This window comes from Sphingomonas liriopis (genome assembly GCF_024211255.1).
Classification (GTDB): domain Bacteria; phylum Pseudomonadota; class Alphaproteobacteria; order Sphingomonadales; family Sphingomonadaceae; genus Sphingomonas; species Sphingomonas liriopis.
In genome coordinates this window covers 67,663-90,898 of the sequence record NZ_JAMLDY010000009.1, presented here as the reverse complement: position 1 = coordinate 90,898, position 23,236 = coordinate 67,663, and the positions used below count along the sequence as shown (strand labels likewise).

25 protein-coding genes and 1 tRNA gene are annotated in these 23,236 nt (G+C 67.6%); 5 read left to right on the top strand and 21 right to left on the bottom strand.

The window, feature by feature from the left end:
• Window positions 1–266 precede the first annotated feature (266 nt).
• Window positions 267–542, bottom strand: a complete 276-nt coding sequence (locus tag M9979_RS09100; RefSeq protein WP_254289035.1) for a DUF3297 family protein — start codon at window positions 540–542, stop codon at window positions 267–269.
• A gap of 96 nt (window positions 543–638) precedes the next feature.
• Window positions 639–992 (bottom strand): hypothetical protein, encoded by a 354-nt coding sequence (locus M9979_RS09095; RefSeq protein ID WP_422921829.1) that lies wholly within the window; start codon window positions 990–992, stop codon window positions 639–641.
• A 485-nt stretch (window positions 993–1,477) separates the two neighbouring features.
• Between M9979_RS09095 and M9979_RS09090 the strand changes: the two genes are divergently transcribed.
• Complete coding sequence (locus M9979_RS09090) at window positions 1,478–3,793, top strand: TonB-dependent receptor (protein ID WP_254289114.1); 2,316 nt, start codon at window positions 1,478–1,480, stop codon at window positions 3,791–3,793.
• 432 nt (window positions 3,794–4,225) lie between these two features.
• On the opposite strand, the gene typA is transcribed toward M9979_RS09090, so the two are convergent.
• The 3 genes from typA to M9979_RS09075 form a co-directional block, all read right to left on the bottom strand.
• Window positions 4,226–6,070, bottom strand: a complete 1,845-nt coding sequence (gene typA / locus M9979_RS09085) for a translational GTPase TypA (RefSeq protein WP_254289033.1) — start codon at window positions 6,068–6,070, stop codon at window positions 4,226–4,228.
• A 69-nt stretch (window positions 6,071–6,139) separates the two neighbouring features.
• The gene (locus M9979_RS09080; protein WP_340689060.1) at window positions 6,140–6,427 is read right to left on the bottom strand and encodes a type II toxin-antitoxin system RelE/ParE family toxin; all 288 of its coding nucleotides are present in this window, start codon (window positions 6,425–6,427) and stop codon (window positions 6,140–6,142) included.
• A 5-nt stretch (window positions 6,428–6,432) separates the two neighbouring features.
• Complete coding sequence (locus tag M9979_RS09075; RefSeq protein ID WP_254289031.1) at window positions 6,433–6,723, bottom strand: antitoxin; 291 nt, start codon at window positions 6,721–6,723, stop codon at window positions 6,433–6,435.
• A gap of 134 nt (window positions 6,724–6,857) precedes the next feature.
• Between M9979_RS09075 and M9979_RS09070 the strand changes: the two genes are divergently transcribed.
• Window positions 6,858–8,069, top strand: coding sequence for a toxic anion resistance protein (locus tag M9979_RS09070; RefSeq protein WP_254289030.1), 1,212 nt, complete (start codon window positions 6,858–6,860; stop codon window positions 8,067–8,069).
• Between the two features lie 4 nt (window positions 8,070–8,073).
• Window positions 8,074–8,802: a hypothetical protein gene (locus tag M9979_RS09065; protein ID WP_254289029.1), complete on the top strand. Its 729-nt coding sequence runs from the start codon at window positions 8,074–8,076 to the stop codon at window positions 8,800–8,802.
• Between the two features lie 13 nt (window positions 8,803–8,815).
• Here M9979_RS09065 and M9979_RS09060 read toward each other — a convergent pair.
• From M9979_RS09060 to M9979_RS09025, 8 genes are all read right to left on the bottom strand, one after another.
• Window positions 8,816–8,891 (bottom strand) — tRNA-Val (locus tag M9979_RS09060).
• Window positions 8,892–8,944: 53 nt separating this feature from the next.
• The gene (locus M9979_RS09055) at window positions 8,945–9,961 is read right to left on the bottom strand and encodes a MarR family winged helix-turn-helix transcriptional regulator (RefSeq protein WP_254289028.1); all 1,017 of its coding nucleotides are present in this window, start codon (window positions 9,959–9,961) and stop codon (window positions 8,945–8,947) included.
• Between the two features lie 136 nt (window positions 9,962–10,097).
• Window positions 10,098–11,615, bottom strand: a complete 1,518-nt coding sequence (locus M9979_RS09050; protein WP_254289027.1) for an NAD(P)(+) transhydrogenase (Re/Si-specific) subunit beta — start codon at window positions 11,613–11,615, stop codon at window positions 10,098–10,100.
• A gap of 39 nt (window positions 11,616–11,654) precedes the next feature.
• Entirely contained in the window at window positions 11,655–11,954 is a 300-nt protein-coding gene (locus M9979_RS09045; RefSeq protein ID WP_254289026.1) for an NAD(P) transhydrogenase subunit alpha part 2, read from the bottom strand.
• An 11-nt stretch (window positions 11,955–11,965) separates the two neighbouring features.
• Window positions 11,966–12,181, bottom strand: a complete 216-nt coding sequence (locus M9979_RS09040) for a type II toxin-antitoxin system HicB family antitoxin (protein WP_254289025.1) — start codon at window positions 12,179–12,181, stop codon at window positions 11,966–11,968.
• On the bottom strand, window positions 12,178–12,423 hold the full coding sequence (locus M9979_RS09035) for a type II toxin-antitoxin system HicA family toxin (RefSeq protein ID WP_254289024.1): 246 nt from the start codon (window positions 12,421–12,423) through the stop codon (window positions 12,178–12,180). The genes M9979_RS09040 and M9979_RS09035 overlap by 4 nt, the downstream gene beginning before the upstream one ends.
• Before the next feature lie 2 nt (window positions 12,424–12,425).
• Complete coding sequence (locus M9979_RS09030; RefSeq protein ID WP_254289023.1) at window positions 12,426–13,547, bottom strand: NAD(P) transhydrogenase subunit alpha; 1,122 nt, start codon at window positions 13,545–13,547, stop codon at window positions 12,426–12,428.
• Between the two features lie 13 nt (window positions 13,548–13,560).
• On the bottom strand, window positions 13,561–13,686 hold the full coding sequence (locus tag M9979_RS09025) for an aa3-type cytochrome c oxidase subunit IV (RefSeq protein WP_254289022.1): 126 nt from the start codon (window positions 13,684–13,686) through the stop codon (window positions 13,561–13,563).
• A gap of 152 nt (window positions 13,687–13,838) precedes the next feature.
• Here M9979_RS09025 and M9979_RS09020 point away from each other — a divergent pair, with 152 nt between their 5' ends.
• Window positions 13,839–15,257, top strand: coding sequence for a sigma-54-dependent transcriptional regulator (locus M9979_RS09020; RefSeq protein ID WP_254289021.1), 1,419 nt, complete (start codon window positions 13,839–13,841; stop codon window positions 15,255–15,257).
• Between the two features lie 4 nt (window positions 15,258–15,261).
• On the opposite strand, the gene M9979_RS09015 is transcribed toward M9979_RS09020, so the two are convergent.
• On the bottom strand, window positions 15,262–15,597 hold the full coding sequence (locus tag M9979_RS09015; RefSeq protein ID WP_254289020.1) for a PilZ domain-containing protein: 336 nt from the start codon (window positions 15,595–15,597) through the stop codon (window positions 15,262–15,264).
• A gap of 114 nt (window positions 15,598–15,711) precedes the next feature.
• On the opposite strand from M9979_RS09015, the gene M9979_RS09010 reads away from it, so the two are divergent.
• The gene (locus tag M9979_RS09010) at window positions 15,712–16,455 is read left to right on the top strand and encodes an SDR family NAD(P)-dependent oxidoreductase (RefSeq protein ID WP_254289019.1); all 744 of its coding nucleotides are present in this window, start codon (window positions 15,712–15,714) and stop codon (window positions 16,453–16,455) included.
• A 1-nt stretch (window position 16,456) separates the two neighbouring features.
• Here M9979_RS09010 and M9979_RS09005 read toward each other — a convergent pair whose 3' ends face one another.
• The 7 genes from M9979_RS09005 to glmM form a co-directional block, all read right to left on the bottom strand.
• The gene (locus M9979_RS09005) at window positions 16,457–17,341 is read right to left on the bottom strand and encodes a bestrophin family protein (RefSeq protein ID WP_254289018.1); all 885 of its coding nucleotides are present in this window, start codon (window positions 17,339–17,341) and stop codon (window positions 16,457–16,459) included.
• A gap of 71 nt (window positions 17,342–17,412) precedes the next feature.
• On the bottom strand, window positions 17,413–18,462 hold the full coding sequence (gene folP / locus M9979_RS09000; RefSeq protein ID WP_254289017.1) for a dihydropteroate synthase: 1,050 nt from the start codon (window positions 18,460–18,462) through the stop codon (window positions 17,413–17,415).
• A gap of 141 nt (window positions 18,463–18,603) precedes the next feature.
• On the bottom strand, window positions 18,604–19,734 hold the full coding sequence (locus tag M9979_RS08995; RefSeq protein ID WP_277998486.1) for a site-specific DNA-methyltransferase: 1,131 nt from the start codon (window positions 19,732–19,734) through the stop codon (window positions 18,604–18,606).
• A gap of 175 nt (window positions 19,735–19,909) precedes the next feature.
• A complete protein-coding gene (locus M9979_RS08990; protein WP_254289016.1) occupies window positions 19,910–20,578 on the bottom strand; it encodes a ribonuclease HII in 669 nt (222 codons plus the stop codon).
• Window positions 20,566–21,345 carry a bifunctional hydroxymethylpyrimidine kinase/phosphomethylpyrimidine kinase gene (gene thiD / locus M9979_RS08985; protein WP_277998477.1) on the bottom strand — a complete coding sequence of 260 codons (780 nt, stop codon included), beginning with the start codon at window positions 21,343–21,345 and terminating at the stop codon, window positions 20,566–20,568. The genes M9979_RS08990 and thiD overlap by 13 nt, the downstream gene beginning before the upstream one ends.
• 308 nt (window positions 21,346–21,653) lie before the next feature.
• Window positions 21,654–21,878, bottom strand: a complete 225-nt coding sequence (locus tag M9979_RS08980) for a DUF1272 domain-containing protein (RefSeq protein ID WP_254289015.1) — start codon at window positions 21,876–21,878, stop codon at window positions 21,654–21,656.
• Window positions 21,878–23,218, bottom strand: coding sequence for a phosphoglucosamine mutase (gene glmM, locus M9979_RS08975; protein WP_254289014.1), 1,341 nt, complete (start codon window positions 23,216–23,218; stop codon window positions 21,878–21,880). The genes M9979_RS08980 and glmM overlap by 1 nt, the downstream gene beginning before the upstream one ends.
• Between the last annotated feature and the right edge of the window lie 18 nt (window positions 23,219–23,236).

Sequence of the window (23,236 nt, the reverse complement as noted above, 5' to 3'; positions counted from 1 at the left end):
CCAACCTATCAAAAGGTTGATTAGCCTTGCGATCTCCGTCGCTCAAAACCCGGCAGCTAACCGAGGCCGAAGCCACCCGAGACAGACCCGTGAGGGCTGTATGGTGGCTGCTGACGACACGAGCCGGGACCAAAACCCTGGTGAGGGAGCTTCGGCGTATCCGGCAGAGCCCGATCACGATGGATATGTGATGCCACGACATTGCTTTGTCAATTGCTAACGTCTGCGGGGGTCGCCCGGCTGGGCAGCAGCTGAAGGGCCGACCCTCAACCCTCGGCGTCGTCCTCGCCCGCCGCACCGGCGGCCGGCCGTTCGAACCACGCCTCGACCTCACCCGACAGCTTCAGCGTCAGCGGCCGGCCATGGCGATCGACCTTCTTGCCCAGCGCGACGCGGATCCAGCCCGCGGGACGGTCGTATTCCTCGACGTCCTTGCGCTCGACGCCCTTGAAGCGGATGCCGATGCCGCGTTCCAGCGCGGGCTGGTCGAAATAGGGGCTGGCGGGATCGGTCGACAGGCGGTCGGGGGGCGTATCGGTCATGCCGCTGCGCTTAACGCCAACGCTCCCGCCCCGCTACGAAAAAGCGGCGCGGAGCCGAAGCCCCACGCCGCCTTCCCGACGAAACTGTCCGACGGCTCAGTAGCCGTAGCCATATCCGTAACCGTCGCCGTAGCGCGATCCGTAATCGTAATAACGCTCGCGCACGACCACCCGCGGCGGCGGGGGCGGCGGCGCGTAATAGCGGTCGCGATAGACGACGCGCGGCGGCGGCGCATCGTAATAATAGCCGCGGTCGTAGTAACGGTCGCGGTTGCTGCTCGCGACCGCCGCTCCGATCCCCAGCCCGACGATCCCGCCGAGCAGCGCGCCCGCCGCGACGTCGCCGCCGCCGCGATGGTGGCGATAGCCGCCCCAGCGCTGCGCCTCCGCCGGCGCCGCCGCGGTCAGCGCGGTGGCGGCGAGGGCAATTCCCAGACCTGCCTTCTTCATCAACGCATTCATGACGCCGAACTCCTCATCACAACGCCCGGGCAAAACGCACGACATTCCAAGCGTGTTGCATGCGGAATAGGCGATTCGCTCTGAACCGATGCGGAATGCGACGTTCATCAGGTGTTTAGCCGTGCACGACGCCGCGATGATGTCCCCCCTCTCCCCACCCCCTTCGTCACCCCGGACTTGTTCCGGGGTCCACCGCGCCGCAGGCGTATCGCTATCCGCATAAGCCATTTGCCCCGCCGCGGAGTGGACCCCGGAACAAGTCCGGGGTGACGAAGGGAGGGTCCGAGCCCCCCCACCCCGCCGCAATCCATTCACGAATCAGACACAATCCGCGGCTATCGGCCGGTTCGCCGGGGGGCGGTCATCATGCGACCGGCGGATCGTGCACGGGAATGCCCGCGCGTCCGTCCCGGCGGCCGTTCCCCATGCGTCATCCAAAGGGGACATCCGTGACCACTCGCCTGTTCAAGACCATGCTGCTGCTCGGCGCCACCGGCCTCGCCGCGCCGGCCTTCGCCCAAACCGCCACGCCCGCGACCGACGCGGCGCCCGCCGCCACCGCGCCGCAGGACGACGCCGCCGATCTCGGCGACATCGTCGTCACCGCCGAACGTCGCTCGGAAAATCTCCAGCGCGTGCCGCTGTCGGTCGCCGTCGTCGGCGGCAGCGACCTGCGCGCCTTCCAGGCGGGCGGCGAGGACATCCTCGCACTCTCCGGCCGCGTCCCCGGCCTCTATGTCGAGACCACCACCGGCCGCATCTTCCCGCGCTTCTACATCCGCGGTCTGGGCAACATCGACTTCTACCTGGGCGCCAGCCAGCCAGTATCGATCATCCAGGACGACGTCGTCCTCGAACATGTGGTCCTGAAGTCCAATCCCGTCTATGACGTCAATCAGGTCGAGGTCTTGCGCGGGCCGCAGGGTTCCTTGTTCGGCCGCAACACGACCGCCGGCATCATCAAGTTCGACACGATCCGCCCGAGCCAGACCTGGCAGGGTCGCGTCGCCGCGTCGGCGGGCGAGCTCGGCACCTTCACCTATGACGCCGGCGTCGGCGGCCCGCTGGTGCAGGACAAGGTCGCGATCCGCCTGTCGGGGCTGATCCAGCATCGCAACGACTGGGTCGACAACCGCTTCGCCGGGACCAGCCAGGACGGCACCCGCACGCCGCAGAAGAACGCGATGGGCGGCTTCGACGAGCGCGACGCGCGCGTGCAGCTGCTGCTGACCCCGACCGAGGCGTTTTCGGTCAACGTCTCCGCCCATGCCCGCGGCTATCACGGCACCTCGACGATCTTCCACCGCGCCGCGCTCAAGAAGGGCTCCAATTCGGTCTCCGCCGAACCGCGCGACGCCATCGCGCTCGACGAGGGCAACGACAACCCGCAGGATTACGACACCTACGGCGGCTCGGTGAACGCCGCCTACGACTTCGGCCCGGTCACGCTCACCTCGATCAACGCGTACGAGACGACCTCGGGCTACAGCCGCGGCGATACCGACGGCGGTGCCGGTGCCTACTTCCCGGTGAACGGCGTCGCCAACGGCTTCGGCCAGAGCCAGGGCAACATCCGCGCGCTCGGCCAGTATACGCAGGAAGTCCGCCTCGCCTCGGCCGCGGACCAGCGTTTCACATGGCAGGTCGGCGGCTTCTATTTCCGCCAGAACGACACCACCGAATTCTACCAGCGCTCCTATTTCCTGACCACCGCGGCGCGCAACCCGAACAACTGGGTGCGCCTGCGCGACATCAACACCAGCTGGGCGGCATTCGGTCAGGCGAGCTTCAAGGTCACGCCGGACTTCACCATCACCGGCGGCGCGCGCTATACGCAGGACATCAAGCGGACGACGCTGGTCAAGCCCGTCTTCGACGTCACCGGCACGGTCGACCAGTTTCGCCGGCTCAACCCCAACCCTGCCACCGCCCCCACGTCGGTGCGGCTCGAGGGCAAGGAGCCGAGCTGGGACGTCTCGGCGCTCTACACGATCGATCCCTCGAACAGCGTCTACGCCCGCGTCGCGCGCGGTTTCCGCGGGCCGACGATCCAGGGGCGCTCGGCGGTGTTCAACTCGCCCTTCACCACCGCCGACAGCGAGACGATCACCTCGTACGAGATCGGTGCCAAGGGCATCTTCCTCGACGGCCGCCTGCGCCTCAATTCGTCGCTGTTCACCTATACGGTGAAGGACATCCAGCTGAACGGCAACGACGTCAACGGCAACGGCGTGCTGTTCAACGCCGACAAGGCGCGCGCCTGGGGCGTCGAGATCGACAGCGAGTTCCGTCCCGTCCGCAACCTGACTTTGATCCTGGGCGCGAGCGCGCTGGCGTCGAAGATCAAGGACACGCGCGTCTATGCGCAGGTCTGCGCGCTGAATGGGGTCGTGGTCTGCACCGTACAGGACCCGACGATCCGCGGCGGTCTGTTCGCGCAGATCGACGGCAACCCGCTGCCCAACGCGCCGCGCTGGAACCTCGATGCCACCGCGCGCTACGACGTACCGCTGGCGAACGGTGGCAAGGTCTTCGCCGCGACCGACTGGAACGTGCAGGGCTACACCAATTTCGTGCTCTACAAGACGCGCGAATTCTACGCCGACGGCAATTTCGAAGGGGGCCTGAAAATCGGCTACACCAGTCCCGACGACGCCTACGAAGTGGCGGCCTTCGCCCGCAACATCACCAACGAAAAGAACCTGAAGGGCGTCATCGAAAACTACACGGCCGCCGTCTTCAACGAACCACGGATCATCGGCGTCTCGCTGAGCGGTCGCTTCCGCTAAGGGGGTTCGAGCGATCGGTTACACGATGGGGCGGCGTCAGCGATGATGCCGCCCTTTTCGTCTGCGCGATCCACCACGCCCGAAGATGGACAACATAGACACCTTGATGAAAACCATCGAGAGTGATCGTTTCGATTTAGGCGACAATGAGAAAGAGCGAGTGATGCAGTTGCGGCGTAATACGGCGGAGGGCGATAGGAAAGCCCATGCCGTTTTATTAGATTAAATCAATCACTTGCGCAGTAGGCCATCCTATGCGGTCTTCGCCATTGCGAGCGCAGCGAAGCAATTCGGAGTCGGATCAGGACGCCCTGGATTGCTTCGCTTACGCTCGCAATGACGGACGAGAGAACAAAGCACGCCCTCCGACGCCACGCACGAAAAAGGGGCGCCCGATCGCTCGGACGCCCCTCCCAACCGTGAACCGGTGGCTTACGCAGCCATCTTAGCCCGCGACGCCTTCTTGCGCTCGTGCGGATCGAGGTGGCGCTTGCGCAGGCGGATCGACTTCGGCGTTACTTCGACCATCTCGTCGTCGTCGATATAGGCGATCGCCTGCTCCAGCGTCGCACGCTTCGGCGGGGTCAGGCGGACCTGATCGTCCTTGCCGCCGCTGGCGCGGAAGTTGGTCAGCGCCTTGGTCTTCATCGGATTGACCTCGAGGTCGTCCGGCTTGGCGTTCTCGCCGACGATCATGCCCTCGTACAGCGCCTCGCCATGGCCGACGAACAGGATGCCGCGCTCTTCCAGCGGACCCAGCGCATAGCTGTTGGCTTCACCGGCGCCGTTCGAGATCAGCACGCCGTTCTTGCGGCCTTCGATCTTGCCCTTGTGGGGGCCGTACTTCTCGAACAGGCGGTTCATGATGCCGGTACCGCGCGTGTCCGACAGGAACTCGCCATGATAGCCGATCATGCCGCGCGACGGCGCGGAGAAGGTGATGCGCGTCTTGCCGCCGGTCGACGGACGCATGTCGGTCAGTTCGGCCTTGCGCAGGTTCATCTTCTCGACAACCGTGCCCGAATGCTCGTCGTCGACGTCGATGATGACGGTTTCATAGGGCTCGGTCTTGTTGCCGTTCTCGTCCTCGCCGAACAGCACGCGCGGGCGGCTGATGCCCAGCTCGAACCCCTCGCGGCGCATCGTCTCGATCAGCACGCCGAGCTGCAATTCGCCTCGGCCCGCGACTTCGAAGCTGTCGCGGTCCGACGCCTCGGTCACCTTCACGGCGACGTTCGATTCGGCTTCGCGGAACAGGCGGTCGCGGATCATGCGGCTGGTCACCTTGGTGCCCTCGCGCCCCGCCATCGGCGAATCGTTGACCGCGAAGCGCATCGACAGCGTCGGCGGATCGATCGGCTGCGCGTGCAGCGGCTCGCTGACCGTGGTGTCGGCGATCGTGTTGGCGACGGTGGCGATGGTCAGGCCGGCGAGGCTGATGATGTCGCCCGCCTTGGCCTCATCGACCGGCACGCGGTCGAGGCCGCGGAACGACATGATCTTGGACGCGCGGCCCGTCTCGACGATGTTGCCGTCGTTGTCGAGCGCGTGGATCGGCTGGTTGGTCCGCACCGTGCCCGAATTGACGCGGCCGGTCAGGATGCGGCCGAGGAAGTTGTCGCGGTCGAGCAGCGTGACGAGGAAGGTGAACGGCACGTCCTCCACTTCGACCTTGGGTGCCGGCACGTGGCTGACGATCGTCTCGAACATCGGGATCAGCGTGCCTTCGCGCGCGTCCATGTCGGTCGAGGCATAGCCGTTCCTACCGCTCGCATAGAGCACCGGAAAATCGAGCTGTTCGTCGTTGGCGTCCAGCGACACGAACAGGTCGAACACCTCGTCGAGCACCTCTTGGATGCGCGCGTCGGGGCGATCGACCTTGTTGACGACGACGATCGGCTTCAGGCCCAGCGCCAGCGCCTTGCCGGTCACGAACTTCGTCTGTGGCATCGCGCCTTCCGACGAATCGACCAGCAGGACGACGCCGTCGACCATGCTCAGGATCCGCTCCACCTCGCCGCCGAAGTCGGCGTGGCCCGGCGTATCGACGATGTTGATGCGGATGCTCTCGTTGCTGCCCGGGGGCGTCCAATCGACCGAGGTCGGCTTGGCGAGAATGGTGATCCCGCGCTCCTTCTCGAGGTCGTTCGAATCCATCGCACGCTCTTCGACGCGCTGGTTGTCGCGGAACGTGCCGGACTGGCGGAACAGCTGGTCGACGAGCGTGGTCTTGCCGTGGTCGACGTGCGCGATGATCGCCACGTTGCGGAGGCTCATGGGAATTCCTGATAAGATGGAGCTTGGATTGCGCGCCCCATAGCCGAAATGTTGCGCCGCGGGAAGGGTTCAGTCCGCGTCGAGCGCAGCACCGATATCACGCGCGCCATGAAGCACGCGGACGAGCCGGATCCCGCTGCGAATCGGCTGATAGAGCAAAAGATACGGCGGAACGGTGAAGGTTCGAAGACCGCCGACTGCGCCGATGCGAGATGGGCCGAGCCGGGGATTGTCGGCGAGCAGGCCGAGCTTCCGCTCGATCCGATCGACCAGCGCATCTGCCGCCACCGGGTCGCGATCGGCGATATAATCGTACATGACGTCCAGGTCGCGCCGCGCTTGGGGAGTGCGGACGATCCGACTCAGTGGCCGTTCCTTCGCGTCAGCAAGCGTTGGCGTCCCGCGCGCTTGATCGCCTCACCGTCCCACGGTGCGTCGGAGCCACTGTCCAGACCCGCTTGCGCCAGACGATGGAGCTCTTCGTCGGACCATTCGATCGCCATATCCTCGGCCGGTTCCAGCACGATACGGTCGCCTTCCCGCGTGATGCGGACTTCGTCACCGTCGAAGCGGAAACCCTCTGGCAGTTCGACCGATTGGCCGAGGGCCGACGAGGTCACCTTTGCCCACATCCCCTTCGCCATGTCGTTCATGCTGCGTCTCCGTCCACGACGGACATAGCAAGTCGGCCCGCCATTGTCACCGATCGCCACTGTCTTATATGCACAAGACAGTTGAACGGCGCCCGCATCCTCGCCACACTGACGCCGTTGCAAGAGGAACGACCATGGCCACTTCCGCCCCGACGCTGACGCCCGAGAAGGATCTGGTGCTCACGCCGCCCGACCCCGTGCCGACGGTGGCGCCGACCAAGGCGGCCGGACTCGTGCCGATCGACGACGCCAAGAAGACGCAGCTCGAAAGCCGCGTCGACACGTTCGTCGCCGAGCTGGTGGCGGAGGACGTCAACAGTCCCGAATTCGGGCGCCGCGTCGATGCGATCACCGCGATGGGAGCGAAGGAAATCCGCGAGGCGGCGGGCCAGTCGAACCGTTTCCTCGACCGCCCGATCCGCGCGATGGACAAGGATACCGGCGTCGGCGCCGACCTCGCGCAGCTGCGCCGGGTGATCGAGGACCTCGATCCCGGTCGCAAGGGTGCGCTGTCGGGGCCAAAGAAGATCTTCGGCATCATCCCCTTCGGGTCGAAGATGCGCGACTATTTCGACAGCTATCAGTCGTCGCAGACGCATATCAGCTCGATCCTTAAGAACCTGGCCGGCGGCAAGGACGAGCTGCTGATGGACAATGCCGCGATCGATACCGAGCGCGCCAATCTGTGGAGCGCGATGGGGCGGCTCGAACAGATGATCCATCTCAGCAAGGCGATGGACGCACGCCTCGAAGACAAGGCCAACGAACTCGACCATACCGACCCCGCCAAGGCGAAGGCGATCCGCGAGACCGCGCTGTTCTATACCCGCCAGCGCACGCAGGATCTGCTGACGCAGATGGCGGTGACGGTGCAGGGCTACCTCGCGCTGGATCTGGTCAAGAAGAACAACGTCGAGCTGGTGAAGGGTGTCGATCGCGCCAGCACCACCACGGTCGCGGCGCTGCGTACCGCCGTCACCGTCGCGCAGGCGCTGACCAACCAGAAATTGGTGCTCGAAAGCATCACCCAGCTCAACACGACGACCGCCAACATCATCGATTCGACCGGCAAGCTGCTGCGTTCGAACACCGCGGCGATCCACGAACAGGCCGCTGCTTCGACTATTCCGCTGGAGACGCTGCAGCGCGCGTTTCAGAACATCTACGACACGATGGACGCGATCGACACGTTCAAGCTGAAGGCGCTCGATTCGATGAAGACGACCGTCACCACGCTGGGAAACGAGGTCGAGAAGTCGAAGGGCTATATCGCGCGCGCCGAAGGCTCCGCGCAGGGCGCGCTGAAGGGTCCTAGCGGCGACCAGTATCGCCTGGAATCGGTGTGAGCGCATGACCGAGGTCGACCAGCAGATCGAACGCGCGCGTGCCACGATGGCGCGGATCAGCGAGGATTACCGTGGGCAGATGGGCGCGCAGTATCGCGCGCACGGCAAACGGCTGAAGCGCAAGGCGACCAGCGTCGGCGCCCGCCTCGCCTTCATCTTCGCGGTCAATGCGATCATCCTGATCGCCGCGGGCGTCGCGGGCATGGTGATCCCGCTCGGGCTGTTCGGCGGGCTCGCCGTGCTGTTGCTGATGGCGGCGGTGACGATCGCGATCGCCATCGCCCCCGCGGCGCGCGCACCGAGCGAAAAGGCGCTGCGCGAGGTCGATATCAAGTCGCTGCCCGCCAAGACCGAACGCTGGCTCGAGGCGCAGCGCCCCGCCCTCCCCGCGCCGGCACGCGGGATGGTCGACCGGATCGGCACGCGGTTGGAGACGCTGTCGCCGCAGCTCGGCCGGCTGGAGGGGCGCGAGGAAGAGGCGTATGAGGTCCGCCGCCTGATCGGCGAGCAGCTGCCCGCGTTCGTCAACGATTATGCGCGCGTTCCCGAACCGCTGCGCCGCGTTGAGCGCAACGGCCGTACCCCCGATGCGGAACTGGTCGCCGGCTTGCAGCTGATCGAACAGGAGATCGCCGACATGACCGCGCGGCTGGCGCAGAACGACCTCGACAGCCTGTCGACGCGCGGACGGTTCCTGGAAATGAAGTACCGCGACGAGACGGGCGACCGCTGACGCAGCGTCGATGTGGTGGGCGCTGACGGGTTCGAACCGCCGACCTACTCGGTGTAAACGAGCCGCTCTACCAGCTGAGCTAAGCGCCCCCTCTCGGGATGCCGACTGCCCTGCCAAAGCGCGCGGCCTTCCGCAAGGGGGGTCATCCCGCCTCCGTCTTGCGCGCGGCGAGCATATAGGCGCGCATCGCCTCGCTGGCGCGGGGCGACAGCGCCATGAAGGCGCGGCGGCGATCGACGGGATCGGGGTGACGGATGAACAGCCCCATCTCGGTCATCCGCGTGATCCAGCGCAGCGCGGTGGTCGGCGCGACGGCGGCGGCGATGCAGAGGCTGGAGACGCTGACGCGGATCCCCTCCAGCTCGGCGGCGAACAGGTCGAGCAGCATGTCCCATGCGGGATCCTCGAACAGCCCCTCACCGATGAACTGGCCGAAGAACTTGCCGCGCAGCTGGCGCAGGTGGATCAGCCGGCGGACTTCCGGCGCGGTCACGCCATGGCCCGACGCGGCGGGCTCGCCGTGGAAGGCGCGGCGGCGATCCGCCAGGTCGTGCGACCCGGAGACCGTGCCGCCACGCGTCAGGTCGGCGGCATAGCGCGAGATCTGCGCCATCCCCTCGATCAGCCGGCGCAGGCGCTCCTCGTCGCTGTCGTGCCCCGGATGGCGGAACGGTTCGCGCTCGGTCTGGACCCGTTCGGACACGCTGTCGTGCAGCGTCGGCGGCCGGTTCCGCGCGGCCGCGGAGGCCAGCGCCGCGGTCACCTGCGCCGAAGTCGGTTCGCACAATAGGTCGGCCTGTCCGTCGATCAGATAGCCGGCGACGATATCGATCCGGTCGGGGGTCAACAGCACCACCGCCGCCGCATCCGCCTGGACGAGGAAACGCCGGATCGCCGGCAACACCGCGTCCAGCGTCGGGATCGCGACGGCGGTCGTGTCGATCAGCACGACGGGAGACGTCGCCACCTGCGGCAACAGCGCCGCCGCCTCGCGCCACGCGATCCGCTGCAACAACCGCCCGCCAGCTTCGGCGATCGCCCGTTCGGCATCGGGCGCGGCGCCCGGATCGGCGATCAACAGCATTGCATGGCCCGGCGTGGCATAACAGCGGCGCCCGCCGCGGTCGGCCCCATGATCGGTAAACGTCGCATTCCCCATGGCCGCAGGATAAGCGGACGGCCCGCCAGATCGCGTCCAGTCACCTCCATTTCCGCGGCATCCGCGACGGTTTGGGCGGCTGGCGGACCATATTACCTCCGCAATGGAGGTATTCGCGCGTGCCCGGCATGCGCGATCAATCCAGCGACTTGACGATGTCCTCGACCATCTTCTTGGCATCGGCGAGCAGCATCATCGTATTGTCCATGTAGAAGACGTCGTTGTCGACGCCGGCATAGCCGACACCGCCCATCGATCGCTTGATGAACAGTACCGTCTTCGCCTTTTCGACGTCGAGCACCGGCATGCCGTAGATCGGCGAGGTCTTGTCGGTCTTCGCCGCGGGATTGGTGACGTCGTTGGCGCCGATGACGAAGGCGACGTCGGTCTGCGCGAATTCGGAATTGATGTCCTCCAGCTCGAACACCTCGTCATACGGCACGTTCGCTTCGGCGAGCAGCACGTTCATATGCCCCGGCATGCGGCCAGCGACGGGGTGGATCGCATATTTGACGCGGACGCCGTGCTCTTTCAGCTTGTCGGCCATCTCGCGCAGCACATGCTGCGCCTGTGCGACCGCCATGCCGTAGCCCGGCACGATGACGACCTGTTCGGCCTGGCTCATCAGGAAGGCGGCGTCCTCCGCGCTGCCGCGCTTCCACGGGCGGTCGATCTTGTCGCCGCCGCCGCTGGTATCGGCGACCGCGCCGAAGCCGCCGGCGATGACGCTGATGAAGCTGCGATTCATCGCGCGGCACATGATGTAGCTAAGGATGGCGCCCGACGAGCCGACCAATGCGCCGGTGATAATCATCGCCGAATTGTGCAACGTGAACCCCATCGCCGCCGCCGCCCAGCCCGAATAGCTGTTCAGCATGCTGACCACGACCGGCATGTCCGCGCCGCCGATCGGGATGATGAGCAGGAAGCCGATCGCGAAGCTGAGGATCGTGATCGTCCAGAAGATCCACGCCGACTGGTCCTGCGTGAAATAGGCGATCAGCAGCAGGATCGCGGCGAGCACCGCGAGGTTGATGACGTGGCGCCCGGGCAGCATGATCGGCTTGCCGCCCATGTTGCCGTTGAGCTTCAGGAAGGCGATGACGCTGCCGGAAAAGGTGATCGCGCCGATCGCGACGCCGAGGCCCATCTCGATCCGGCTGACGCCATGGATCGCGGCGAACGGCTGGCCGATCATCGGGATCACCATGTCGGCGATGCCGAAGGCGATCGGATTGAGGAAGGCGGCGCAGGCGACCAGAACCGCGGCGAGGCCGACGAGGCTGTGGAACGCCGCAACGAGCTGCGGCATGTCGGTCATCGCGATGCGGCGCGCGGTGGTGATGCCGATCACCGCGCCGATACCGATCGCGGCGAGGATTTCGAGAACGGTGACGAAGTCGATGCGCGCGAACAACGGCCCGGTCGCGGAGACGACGCCGGACGGGCCGGTCAGCACCAGACCCACGGCCTGCATCGGCACATGCGTCACCAGCGTCGTCACCACCGCGATCGTCATGCCGATCATGCCGAAGCGGTTGCCGCGCTGGCTCAACGTCGGCGACGACAGGCCGCGCAGCGCGAGGATGAAGCACACCCCGGCGACCAGATAGGCAAGCGCAGCGAACGAGCTGCCTGCGGTTGCGTGTTCCATCCTACCCCCAGATCAACGTGCGACGGCGCAGCGCGCGCGTCAGTGCTTCGCCGGCGCCGGCCGGTCCTTCTTCTTGTACATCGCGAGCATCCGGCTGGTGACCGCAAACCCGCCGAAGATGTTGATGCTGGCAAGCACCACGCCGAGCAGGCCGAGCCATTTCGATGAGGCGCTTCCCGCCGCCGCGCCGGCGATCAGCGCGCCGACGATGATGACCGACGAGATCGCGTTGGTCACCGCCATCAGCGGCGTATGCAGCGCCGGCGTCACCGACCAGACGACGTAATAGCCGACGAAACACGCCATCACGAAGATCGACAGGATCGCAACGAAGTCCATCAGTTTTCCCTTCAGGCGGCCAGGCGTCGCGGTTGCGGAGCGGGACGCCCCATCTCTTCCGCCGCTTCGAGCCAGCAACGCACCGCATCATAAGCGTTGTCGAGCGCCTGCTGCGGCGTGTCGCCATCAGAGCGGCATCCCGGCAATTCGGGAACCACGGCCGCGAACCCACCGCCGTCGTCGTCGCTCAACGGAACGATATCGACCTCGTAATCATGCGGGTTCATGGCTGCTGCTCCCGAACCGCATCGACGAACTTCACCAGCTCCCGAACATAGACCGGCTTGATCGGCCGATGCGCGGGAATCGTCAGGATCAACGGGATCGCCGGATGCTTCACTTTGTAATGTGATCCCTGACGAGGCGGCGTGCAAGCGATGCCGAAGGCGCGACACAGCCTCTCGATATCGGCGATGCGCCAGTCGCGCGGCACCTGCCGCATGCGTTCGAGAAGCGCATCGGCATCCACTCTTATCCGAGCAGCCGGGTGTTGACGACCTGCCCGCCCTGGGTCAGCCGCACCGCGTCGCCGATCTCTTCGTCGAGCACCGGGCGGCCGGCGTCCTTGTCCCAGAAGGTCGACAGGAAATTGTAGAGGTTGCGGCTGAACAGCGCGGAGGCGTCGGCGGGGAGGCGGCTGGCGACGTTGCGGTGGCCGACGATCTTGACGCCGTGGCGCTCGACGATCTCGCCCGCGACCGCGCCCTCGACGTTGCCGCCCTGTTCGACCGCGAGGTCGATGATGACGCTGCCCGGCTTCATGCTGGCGACCTGCGCGTCGCTGATGAGACGCGGTGCGGGGCGGCCGGGGATCAGCGCGGTGGTGATGACGATGTCCTGCTTGGCGATATGCGCCGACACCAGCTCGGCCTGCGCCGCCTTGTATTCGTCGCTCATCTCGCCGGCGTAGCCGCCCGAGCCTTCGCCCTCGATGCCGGCGACATTCTCGACGAAGATCGGCTTGGCGCCGAGGCTCTGGATCTGCTCCTTGGTCGCCGAGCGCACGTCGGTGGCGGAGACCTGTGCGCCGAGACGCCGCGCGGTGGCGATCGCCTGCAGCCCGGCGACGCCGACGCCCATCACGAACGCCTTGGCGGCGCTGACCGTACCCGCCGCGGTCATCATCATCGGGAAGGCGCGGCCATATTCGGATGCCGCGTCGAGCACCGCCTTGTAACCGGCGAGGTTCGACTGCGACGACAGGATATCCATCGACTGCGCGCGGGTGATGCGCGGCATGAACTCCATCGCCAGCGCCTCGTAACCGGCGGCGGCATAGGCATCGACGCGGGCGCGATCCCCGAAGGGGTTGAGGCCGGCGACGATCCACGCGCCGGATGCCGCACCGGTCAGGCTGGCGGGATCAGGGCCCTGCACGCCGAGCACGATGTCCGCGCCCGCCAGCGTCGTCGCACGATCCGCGACGCTCGCGCCGGCATCGGCATAGGCCTGGTCGGCATAGGTGGCGGCGAGGCCCGCCCCCGCTTCGACCGCGACGGTCGCGCCGAGCGCGATGAATTTCCTGGCGGTTTCCGGCGTGGCGGCCACGCGCCGCTCGCCGTCTGCATGTTCCTTGAGGACGGCGATCTTCATCGGACGGGCGGGCTCAGGCGATCAGCCAGATCACCAGCGCGGCGATCACCGCGCAGGCGATCGCGCCCCAGAACAGCATCTTCGTGACGCTCGTATAGGTCGCCTCGTGCGCCTTCAAGTCACCGTTGCCGGCCATCATCCAACCCCTTGCCCATGGCGCATGGCGCCCCTTGCGCGGGATACCTGCCCGTAAAGCGTCGCATCCGTCAAGGCAGGCGACGTGGGGGTGCGCTTAAGCCTGCCTTTACCGGCGCACTGTATCAGGTGCCCCGAACCGGGACGGGAAACACCATGACGCGCAACGGCCAGCGCCTGCTTCTGCTGATCGACGACGAACCTGCGCAGCGCCGGCTGGTGTCGGCTCTCGCCGCGCGCGCCGGCTGGCGATCGATCTTCGCCGCCGATGGCGAGATGGCGCTGGCGCAACTGGGCACGCAGGACGGGATGCAGCTGGATGCGATCCTGCTCGACCATTGGGCGCCCGATGCCGATGCCGCGCCGCTGATCGCCGAGCTGCGCGAACGCCGCCCGGCGCTGCCCATCCTGATGCTCACCGCCAACGGATCGGTCGTGCATGCGGTCGCCGCGATGCGCGCCGGCGCCACCGATTTCCTGGTCAAGCCGCTCGCCCCCGAACGGCTGCTTGCCGCGCTGGAAGCGGCGGTCGCGGGCACCGCGGTGGGGGAATTGCGGCCCCTGACCGAGAAGATCCCGGCGCTGCTCGCGTTCGACGAGATCGTCGGATCGTCGCCCGATTTTCGCGCCGCGCTCGCCATCGCGGCCAAGGCGGCGCGCGCGCGCGTGCCGGTGCTGGTCGAGGGCGAGAGCGGCGTCGGCAAGGAAGTGGTCGCCGATGCGATCCATGCCGCCAGCCCCCGTTCCAAGAAGGCGATGGTCACCGTCAATTGCGGCGCGATCCCTGCGAACCTCGTCGAATCCGAACTGTTCGGGCATGAAAAGGGCGCGTTCACCGGCGCGTTCGAACGGAAGATCGGGCGTTTCGCCGACGCCGACGGCGGCACCATCCTGCTCGACGAGATCGGCGAAATGCCGCTCGAGACGCAGGTCAAATTGCTGCGCGTGCTGCAATCGGGCGAGATCCAGCCGATCGGCGCGCGCCATGCCCGCGAGGTGGACGTGCGCGTCATCGCCGCGACCAACAAGAAACTGCTCGAGGAGGTCGAGGCCGGGCGGTTCCGCGAGGACCTCTATTACCGATTGAACGTCGTGCAGGTGACGATCCCGCCGCTGCGCGAGCGCCTCGGCGACGTGCCCGCGCTCGCCCGTCATCTGCTGGCGCGGATCGCGCAGCAGCCGGGCCTCAGGCCGCTCGGGATCACCGACGATGCGCTGGCGTTGCTGGTGCAATACGATTGGCCGGGCAACGTCCGCCAGCTGCAGAACGCACTCTTCCGCGCGGCGGTGCTGTGCGAGGGCGCGGCGCTGACCCGTGCCGATTTCCCGCAGATCGCGGCGCTGGGCGACCGGCGCACCGGGCCGACCGGATCGCCCGCGGCGTCGGGCGGCGGCATCACGCTGTTCCGCCCCGACGGCAATCTGCGCCCGCTCGACGATATCGAGGCCGACGTCATCCGCCTCGCCATCGGTCATTACCGCGGCCGGATGACCGAGGTCGCGCGACGGCTGGGGATCGGCCGTTCGACGCTCTATCGCAAGCTGGGCGAGCTCGGCATCGACAACGCCGCCTGAGCGGTCAGGCGGCGGTGCCGTGCGCCGAAGCAGCACGCTGTTGTTCGGCCAGCGCCGCGGCGAGCTGATCGTCGCTCAGCGACAGCGTGAACGCCACGCCGAAGCGCGTCGCCCCCGCCCACATCACCCGCGCCCGCCGCAGCCGGCCGGCGCATTCGATCCGGATCGACATTCCTTTGGGAGGGGGCGCGGCGGCATGGATCAGCGCGCCATGCGCCGACAGATCGAGCAGATGGACGCGTTCGCGGGCGAGGTGGACCGTCATCGTCGTCGGTACGAACACCTTGTGCCGTACGCCGTCGCGGCGCGACGCCCTGCCCTTCCCATAACGATCCGGCATGCATCCTCCCGATCTGGATTTGCCGGGTAAAAGGGTGGAAGGGCTGTCGTCGTTCCATCGCATTCGACGCCAACGGATCGTTAACCACGCGACGGCGTGCTATTGCCGGGCGTCATGTTCACCGACCGCCACATCCTCGTCACCGGTGCCGCGTCCGGCATCGGCCTCGCCACCGCCACGCATCTGGCCGAACGCGGCGCGACGCGGCTGGTGCTGGTCGATTGCGATGCGGCGGCGCTGGCGCGGATCGCCTTGCCGTGCACGCTCGACCTGCTGCCCGGCGACGTTTCCGACGAGGCGTTCTGGGAGGGCGCGGCGTCGTTCCTCGCCGGGCTGAACGGCGCGGTGATCAATGCCGGGGTGGCGGGCGCGGGGCCGATCGCCGACCTGCCGTTCGCGCAATGGCGGCGCATCCTGTCGATCAACCTCGACGGCGCGTTCCTGACGCTGCGCGCCGCGCTGCGGGCGATGGCGGACGGCGGCGCGATCGTCGCGACCGCTTCGGCGGCGGGGATCAAGCCGGAGGCGGGCGTCGCGGCCTATGGCGCGTCGAAGGCGGCGCTGATCCACCTCGTCAAGGTCGCCGCGAAGGAGGCCGCGGCGCGCCGCATCCGCGTCAACGCGATCGCGCCGGCCGGGGTGGAGACACCGGTCTGGGATGCCGTCCCGATGTTCGCCGACCGCGCCGCTGCGATCGGCCGCGATGCGGCCTTCGTCGAACTCGCCGCGCTGGCGACACCGCTCGGCCGCTATGCCAAGGCGGACGAAATCGCGGCGCAGATCGCCTTTCTGCTGTCCGACGCCGCGGCGCTGGTCACCGGCGCCTGCCTCGTCAGCGACGGCGGCTACACGCTCTAGCCTACCACAGCACGCCCTTGTGCGGGACGACGGGGTCCGGTGCGGCATCGCCGATCGACTGGAGCAGGTCGATCTCGATCGTCCGGCACATCGCGGTCAGCGGCACGTCGTGGACGGTGTTGGCAAAGGGATCGACCAGATCGTCGCCGATCTGCAGCACCGCCAGGAACATCAGCCCCGCCATCGTCGAACCGAGCGGCGTCGCGAAGCCCAGCGTCTCGACCAGCCCGATCGGTAGCAGGATGCAGAAGATGTGGGTGAACAGCGTCGGGAAGAAGCGGTACTGGTTGGGCAGCGGCGTGTTCTTGAGCCGCTCCATCCCGCCTTGCGCGTTGGCGATATCCACCATCGTCGATTCCATCCGCGATTGCAGGATGGTGTCGATCCAGCCGGCACGGCGCGCATCGTCGATGCGCCGGCCGGTGCCGTCGAGCAGGCCGTTGGCGATATTGGTCCGCGACAACGCCGGCTCCGCCTCGCCGCGCGACAGATAGTGCAGCACCGGCTCGTCGACCGGCTGGCGGCGCAACTGACAGCGCAGCGCATTCACATAGGCGATCTGGCGCAGCACGATCGTGCGCCGAAGGTCGTGCGCCTCACCCACGGGCAGGAAGTTGCGCGCTTCGCGGCTGAGGCTGCGCGAGGCGTTGATCATCGCGCCCCACAGCACGCGCCCTTCCCACCAGCGCTGATACGCGGAATTGTCGCGGAAGCCGATCAGCAGCGCCAGCACCGTGCCGAACAGCGTCAGCGGCAACGACGGCGCCTTGAACGGCAGCAGATAGTAGGTGACCGTGACGATCACGTCCCAGATGAACAGGATCAGCAGCGGCTTCCAGACTTCCGAGACGATGCGGGTGAGGCGGGGGGTGGATGCGACGATCATAGCGTGTCCAGATGGGGTCGAAGCGGACCGAACGCATCACTTATCGAAATGCTGCAACGCAATGTTACGCGTCAGCCACCGACCAGCGCGCGATCGCGCAGGCCGCGCCAGACCTTCATCGCCTGAACGGTGGCGGCGACGTCGTGGACGCGCAGCAATTGCACGCCGGCTTCCGCGCCCTTCAGCGCCAGCGCCAGGCTGCCGCCGAGCCGTGCCGTCACCGGCGCCTCGTTGTCGAGCGCGCCGATCATCCGCTTGCGGCTGGCGCCGAGCATGATCGGGCAGCCGAGGCCGTGGAAGAGTGCGAGGCCGTTGACGAGCGCGAGGTTCTCGGCAAGCGATTTGCCGAAGCCGATGCCGGGATCGACGACGATGCGGCTGCGATCGACGCCTGCTGCGACGACCGCGGCGATACGCGCCTCCAGCCAGTCGAACACCTCGGTCAGCACGTCGCGATAGCCGGTGCGGGCATGGCCGCCCTCCTTCGGATCGGGCGAGTGCATCAGGATGACGGGGCAGCGCGCCCTGGCCATCACGTCGAGCGCGCGATCGTCCCACAGCAGCGCCGAGACGTCGTTGACGACATGCGCGCCGGCGGCGTGCGCCGCCTCCATCACCGCCGCCTTGCGGGTGTCGATCGAGACGGGCGTGCCGCTGCGCGCAAGGCGTTCGATGACGGGGACGACCCGGGCGATCTCGTCGCCCTCCCATACCTGCGCCGCGCCGGGGCGGGTCGATTCGCCACCGAGGTCGATCAGCGCCGCGCCGGCCGCGGCCATGTCGACGCCGGCCGCCGCGGCGGCGGCCGGGTCGTCGCTGTGTTGGCCGCCATCGGAAAAGCTGTCCGGCGTGACGTTGAGGATGCCCGCGACCAGTGGCTGGTCGAGGCGGAGCGTCCGCTCGCCGAGCTGGAGCGCCGGCCGGGGGGCGGTGATCGCGGCGTGGAGGCGAACGGCACGGTCGCCGAGGGTGGCGACGTCGGTGACGGGGATGGTGTGGCGGTGGCCGTCCTCGATCACCTCATAGGCAGCGAACCATTGCAGGCCGCCGGCGAGCCGCGCGACGGTGTCGTCGGGGTGGGTGACGGGGGTGTCGACGAACTGGACGGGGCGGAGGTGCATCGACGGCTCTTCCCCCCTCCCTGCAAGGGAGGGGCTGGGGGTGGGTGGAGGCCGGGTGGTACGGCGCCCATTGACGAAAGACCAACCGTATCGCGAGCACGCCACCCACCCCCGGCCCCTCCCTTGCAGGGAGGGGAGCGGTTACGGTTGCGTCGCGAGCAGGTACGTCTGGCGCAGCGTGTCGATTGGCTGCAATTTCCCCGCCGCCTCGTGGTGCCAGAAGGTCCAGCCGTTGCACGCTGGCGCACCCTGCAGGCTGGCGCCCAGTTTGTGGATCGACCCTGTCGCGCCGCAGTCGGACAGCAGGCTGCCGTCGGCGCGCACCGTGACGCGGAAGCGGCGCTTGGTGTCGGTCAGCACCGCGCCGGGGGTGAGGTAGCCGTTCTCGACCAGCACGCCGAACGCGACCTTGGGCTGCTGGCGGGGCGACTGCATCGTCGACAGCGCCGATTCGTCGAGCGGCAGCGCCGCGGCGATGCGCTCTTCCGCGGCGTCGATGTAATCGCCCTCGCGCTCGATGCCGATCCAGCGGCGGCCGAGCCGCTTCGCCACCGCGCCGGTGGTGCCGGTGCCGAAGAAGGGATCGACCACGACGTCGCCCGGCTTGGTGCAGGCGAGCAGGATGCGGTACAGCAACGCCTCGGGCTTCTGCGTCGGATGGACCTTGATGCCGCCCTTCTTCAACCGCTCACCGCCGCCGCAGATCGGGAATTCCCAATCCGATCGCATCTGCAATTCGTCGTTGAGCGTCTTCATCGAGCGATAATTGAACGTGTATTTCGCGCCCTCGCCCTTCGACGCCCAGATCAGCGTCTCGTGCGCGTTGGTGAAGCGGGTGCCGCGGAAATTGGGCATCGGATTGGCCTTGCGCCAGACGATGTCGTTGAGGATCCAATAGCCTAGGTCCTGCACCGCCGCGCCGACGCGGAAGATGTTGTGATAGCTGCCGATCACCCAGATCGTGCCGTCGTCCTTCAGGATACGGTGCGCCTCCGCCAGCCAGGCGCGGGTGAAGGCGTCGTAGGCAGCGAAGGTGTCGAACTTGTCCCAATCGTCGGTGACCGCGTCGACGTGGCTGCCGTCGGGACGGAACAGTTCGCCGCCCAGTTGCAGGTTATAGGGCGGGTCGGCGAAGACCATGTCGACCGACTTGTCGGGCAGCGCACGCATCGCCGCGATGCAGTCGCCGCGGATGATGCTGTCGAGCGGCAGCGCCGCCGGCATCGTCGCGCGCACCGCGGATCGCGGTCTGACCTTGTCGATAACTGGCATCATGTCCCCCTTGCCCGCTTATTCGCGCGAAACACCGGACTCGCGTCAAGCGTGCATTGGTTAACGATAAGCCTCAACATCGGGTTAACGCCGTGCGACGGGACGAGTCGCGCGCAAGATATGGGGAGGCGGATTCACCTGCCTCCCCCAGCGCTGGGGGTGTGGCGCGAAAGACTCATCCGCGAAAATGGTGAACGTCGGCCGCCGCGAACAGCGGTCCATCGGCGGCGGCGGGCGTGATTCGGGCGAAGGCGGCGGCGACGGGGGCAAAGCTGCGCCGGTGAATCGGGGTCGGGCCGTGCTCGAGCAGCGCGGCGAGATGGTGCCTGCAGCCATAGCCCTTGTTCGAATGCCAATGGTATTGCGGATGGACCGCGGCGTGGTCGAGCATCAGCGTATCGCGGGTATGCTTGGCGACGACCGAGGCGGCGGCGATCGACAGGCTGTGCGCGTCGCCGCTGACGATCGCGGTCGCCGGATAGGACCAGCGTGGCAGGCGGTTGCCGTCGACCAGCACATGGCCGGGATCGCAGCCGAGCTTCGCCACCAGTGCATCGACCGCGAGCGTCATCGCCTTCATCGTCGCCCAATGGATGTTGAGCGTGTCGATCTCCGCGGCCTCGACGATGCCGATGCCGAAGACGGCGCGGCTTTGGATCAGTCCGCACAGGCGCGCGCGTTCGGACGCCGAGAGCTTCTTCGAATCGTCGATGCCGCGCGGCGTGCCCTTGGCCGGCAGCACCACCGCGGCGGCGACCACCGGCCCGGCGAGGGGGCCGCGGCCGGCCTCGTCCACCCCGGCGACGGGGGGCAGGCAGGCTTTCTCGTGCTTCAGTCCGGGCATGCGGCCTTCCCATCGGCGAACGGCACGCGGCCGAGCGCATGCCCCATCGGCCCGTGCCCTGCCCCCAGGCCGGGGGCGACGGCAAGCGCCGCCTGCACATAGGCGATGGCCCGCCCGACCGCGTCGGCGAGCGGCAGGCCGGCGGCGAGGCCGGTGGCGATCCCGCTGGCGAGCGTACAGCCGGTGCCGTGGCTGTGGCGGGTGACGATGCGCGGATGCGTCCAGATCGTGATGGCGCCGTCGTCGGCGACCAGCCGGTCCTCGACGACATCGCCCTCGGCATGGCCGCCCTTGACCAGCAGCGCCGCGCCGCTCGCCCGCAGCGCCGCCTCGCCGCCGAGCGCGGCGAGTTCGGGCAGATTTGGCGTGACCAGCGTGGCGCGGCGGATGAGCCGTTCGAACGCGGCGATCGTCGCGGCGTCGGCGAGGACGGAGCCGCTGGTGGCGACCATCACCGGATCGAAGACGACCGGCACGTCGAGCGTATCGAGCACGTCGGCGACCGCCTGCGCGGTTTCGGCCGAGCCGATCATGCCGATCTTAACCGCGTCGACGCCGATATCATCGATGCAGGAGCGCATCTGCGCGACGACGATGTCGGTAGGGACGGGATGCACCGCCTGCACGCCGAGCGTGTTCTGCGCGGTGATCGCGGTGACCGCGGTCATGGCGTGGCCGCCGAGCATCGTGACGGTCTTGATATCCGCCTGGATCCCGGCGCCGCCGCCCGAATCGGACCCGGCGACGATGAGCACGCGGGGGATCATGATTCGCGCCGGAAGTGGACGAAGTGGACGGTACGTCGCGTTCGGAAACGCCCCGTGTGCGGGGGTGCGGTTTCGATGGTGCGGTGGGGGTGGCTGGTCTTGGACGCCATGCTTGCGGCCATGCCATAGATCGGGGGGTGTAGGACAGAAGGTTGATTCACGCGAAGGCGCGACGACGCGAAGAGGTTTCGTTCGTGGCTGCGGCAGCTCTCTCCTCGTGCCGCATCGGAGACGGCTTGTTGGGAGATATAAAGCTGCCGCAGGCGCGCCATCTTTGCGTCTTCGCGTCTTCGCGCGAATATTCTTCTTCAGCTCTGGAATCGCCGCTCCGTCGAGGCGGGGTTCGCCTTCAGCGTCTTGCCCACGCGTGTCGGGCGGTCGAGGAGTTCGCCGGCGCAATTGGGGCAGCGTTCGTCGAGCGCGTCGGCGCATTCCGCGCAGAAGGTGCATTCGTGGCTGCAGATGAACGCGCCGGGCGCGTCGGCGGGAAGGTCGGCGCCGCAGCGCTCGCAGTCGGGGCGCATCTCCAGCATCAGGCGGCGGCCTGGCGCACGGCGTCGCAGATGCGATCGACCAGGGTCTCGACCTGGCGCGCGTCGTCGCCTTCGGCCATCACGCGGATCACCGGTTCGGTGCCCGACGGGCGGATGACGAGGCGGCCGGTGCCCGACAGCTCCGCCTCGGCCGCGGCGATCGTCGCCTTGACCGCCTCGTGTTCCAGCGGCTCGCCGCCGGCGAAGCGGACGTTCTTGAGCAGTTGCGGCAGCGGCTCGAAGCGGTGGAGCACCTCGCTCGCCGGCGCGCCGGCGCGCTTCAGCTCGGCGAGCACCTGCAGCGCGGCGACGAGGCCGTCGCCGGTAGTGCCATAGTCGGACAGAATGATATGCCCCGACTGTTCGCCACCGACGTTGTAGCCCGAGCTGCGCATCTTTTCGAGGACGTAGCGGTCGCCGACCGCGGTGCGGACAAGGCCCAGCCCCTGCGCCGACAGATGGCGTTCGAGGCCGAGGTTGGACATGACCGTCGCGACCAGCCCGCCGCCCGCCAGCCGCCCGGCGCGCGCCCAGCCGGCGGCGATCGTCGCCATCAGCTGGTCGCCGTCGACCACCTTGCCCTGTTCGTCGACGATGATGAGCCGGTCGGCGTCGCCATCGAGCGCGATGCCGATATCGGCACCCGCCGCGACGACCGTTTCCGACAGCGTCTGCGGCGCGGTCGAGCCGACGCCGTCGTTGATGTTGGTGCCGTTCGGCGTGACGCCGATCGCGACGACGTCGGCGCCGAGTTCCCACAAAGCGGAGGGCGCGACCTTGTACGCGGCGCCGTTGGCGCAATCGATCACCACGCGCAGGCCGTCGAGGCGCAGGTTTTCGGGGAAGGTCGCCTTGGCGAAGTGGATGTAGCGACCCTGCGCGTCGTCGATGCGGCGCGCGCGGCCGATCTGCGCCGAGGGGGCGAGCGGGACGTCGCTTTCGATCAATTGCTCGATCGTCAGCTCGGCCTCGTCGGACAGTTTGTAGCCGTCGGGACCGAACAATTTGATGCCGTTGTCGGCGAAGGGATTGTGGCTGGCGGAGATCATCACGCCGATGTCTGCGCGCATCGACTGGGTCAGCATCGCGATCGCCGGGGTCGGCAGCGGGCCGACCATGATGACGTCCATGCCGACGCTGGTGAAGCCCGCGACCAGCGCCGATTCGAGCATATAGCCCGACAGGCGCGTGTCCTTGCCGATCAGCACGCGGTGCTTGTGGTCGCCGCGCTGGAAATAGGCGCCGGCCGCCATGCCGACCTTCATCGCCATGCTCGCGGTCATCGCACCCGCGTTGGTCGCGCCGCGAATCCCGTCGGTGCCGAAATATTTCCTTGCCATCGCGCGCGTTCCGTTCCG

Coding starts and splice junctions, on each gene's coding strand:
- M9979_RS09100 (WP_254289035.1), bottom strand. CDS start 542: ATGACCGATACGCCCCCCGACCGCCTGTCGACCGATCCCGCCAGCCCC.
- M9979_RS09095 (WP_422921829.1), bottom strand. CDS start 992: ATGAAGAAGGCAGGTCTGGGAATTGCCCTCGCCGCCACCGCGCTGACC.
- M9979_RS09090 (WP_254289114.1), top strand. CDS start 1,478: ATGCTGCTGCTCGGCGCCACCGGCCTCGCCGCGCCGGCCTTCGCCCAA.
- typA (WP_254289033.1), bottom strand. CDS start 6,070: ATGAGCCTCCGCAACGTGGCGATCATCGCGCACGTCGACCACGGCAAG.
- M9979_RS09075 (WP_254289031.1), bottom strand. CDS start 6,723: ATGAACGACATGGCGAAGGGGATGTGGGCAAAGGTGACCTCGTCGGCC.
- M9979_RS09070 (WP_254289030.1), top strand. CDS start 6,858: ATGGCCACTTCCGCCCCGACGCTGACGCCCGAGAAGGATCTGGTGCTC.
- M9979_RS09065 (WP_254289029.1), top strand. CDS start 8,074: ATGACCGAGGTCGACCAGCAGATCGAACGCGCGCGTGCCACGATGGCG.
- M9979_RS09055 (WP_254289028.1), bottom strand. CDS start 9,961: ATGGGGAATGCGACGTTTACCGATCATGGGGCCGACCGCGGCGGGCGC.
- M9979_RS09050 (WP_254289027.1), bottom strand. CDS start 11,615: ATGGAACACGCAACCGCAGGCAGCTCGTTCGCTGCGCTTGCCTATCTG.
- M9979_RS09045 (WP_254289026.1), bottom strand. CDS start 11,954: ATGGACTTCGTTGCGATCCTGTCGATCTTCGTGATGGCGTGTTTCGTC.
- M9979_RS09040 (WP_254289025.1), bottom strand. CDS start 12,181: ATGAACCCGCATGATTACGAGGTCGATATCGTTCCGTTGAGCGACGAC.
- M9979_RS09030 (WP_254289023.1), bottom strand. CDS start 13,547: ATGAAGATCGCCGTCCTCAAGGAACATGCAGACGGCGAGCGGCGCGTG.
- M9979_RS09025 (WP_254289022.1), bottom strand. CDS start 13,686: ATGATGGCCGGCAACGGTGACTTGAAGGCGCACGAGGCGACCTATACG.
- M9979_RS09020 (WP_254289021.1), top strand. CDS start 13,839: ATGACGCGCAACGGCCAGCGCCTGCTTCTGCTGATCGACGACGAACCT.
- M9979_RS09015 (WP_254289020.1), bottom strand. CDS start 15,597: ATGCCGGATCGTTATGGGAAGGGCAGGGCGTCGCGCCGCGACGGCGTA.
- M9979_RS09010 (WP_254289019.1), top strand. CDS start 15,712: ATGTTCACCGACCGCCACATCCTCGTCACCGGTGCCGCGTCCGGCATC.
- M9979_RS09005 (WP_254289018.1), bottom strand. CDS start 17,341: ATGATCGTCGCATCCACCCCCCGCCTCACCCGCATCGTCTCGGAAGTC.
- folP (WP_254289017.1), bottom strand. CDS start 18,462: ATGCACCTCCGCCCCGTCCAGTTCGTCGACACCCCCGTCACCCACCCC.
- M9979_RS08995 (WP_277998486.1), bottom strand. CDS start 19,734: ATGCCAGTTATCGACAAGGTCAGACCGCGATCCGCGGTGCGCGCGACG.
- M9979_RS08990 (WP_254289016.1), bottom strand. CDS start 20,578: ATGCCCGGACTGAAGCACGAGAAAGCCTGCCTGCCCCCCGTCGCCGGG.
- thiD (WP_277998477.1), bottom strand. CDS start 21,345: ATGATCCCCCGCGTGCTCATCGTCGCCGGGTCCGATTCGGGCGGCGGC.
- M9979_RS08980 (WP_254289015.1), bottom strand. CDS start 21,878: ATGCTGGAGATGCGCCCCGACTGCGAGCGCTGCGGCGCCGACCTTCCC.
- glmM (WP_254289014.1), bottom strand. CDS start 23,218: ATGGCAAGGAAATATTTCGGCACCGACGGGATTCGCGGCGCGACCAAC.